The 609-nt window shown below is 59.3% G+C and carries 1 protein-coding gene; it reads right to left on the reverse strand.

From position 1 onward, the window contains the following. On the reverse strand, positions 1-566 hold a 566-nt coding region (locus EOA29_RS39230; protein ID WP_210213237.1), incomplete at its 3' end, for a hypothetical protein. Positions 567-609 lie beyond the last annotated feature (43 nt).

Below are 609 nucleotides of genomic sequence, written 5' to 3' on the forward strand. Positions count from 1 at the left end.
TCGTCATCCTGATCATAGTCGTGGCTAATGGGCTTTTCGCTTCCAGCAATCAAATGCTCTTCTGTGATGGCCTTGGTCCAATCGACCCGCGGCGCCGGATGACGATAACTGACCGAGTTCCACGTGTGCTTTTCGCCAAGCCGGGCCCGAAGTTCGGTTAGACCCTGTTTCGCGTCGTAAGCCTTGATCAGTTTGCGAAGCCCCTCGCGCGTGAATGTTTCCTGGAGCCCCATCTGGATTTCCGGCAACTCATCCTGCTCTCCTGGCGAACTGCCGTCAGTCGCCGGGCCGGAAACGAAAATGTGCGAGTAACCGCGCAAATCGATCGGAACGGCACCGCGGCGAATGCCGTCGCGAACCCGTTCAAGAATGTTTGCCTGGCCCAGAGCCGCCGTACCGTCCAGCAACAAATCGGAGATGCGGGAAAGCCAGAGGTCGCGATCGAGGCGCCCGGGATCGCCAAACAAAGCGTCATCGATACGGGCAACAGTCTGTCGCAGCTGGCTGCGGGACTTGCGGCTCGCCTCCGCCAAGCCGGATTGGTCGACGTATTTCGCTTCGGTCACGATTGCCCTGAGCTTCGGAAGACCATCCTCTCCTGTCGAGACG

Origin of the sequence: Mesorhizobium sp. M1E.F.Ca.ET.063.01.1.1 (genome assembly GCF_003998155.1) — a bacterium.
Taxonomy (GTDB): Bacteria; Pseudomonadota; Alphaproteobacteria; order Rhizobiales; family Rhizobiaceae; genus Mesorhizobium.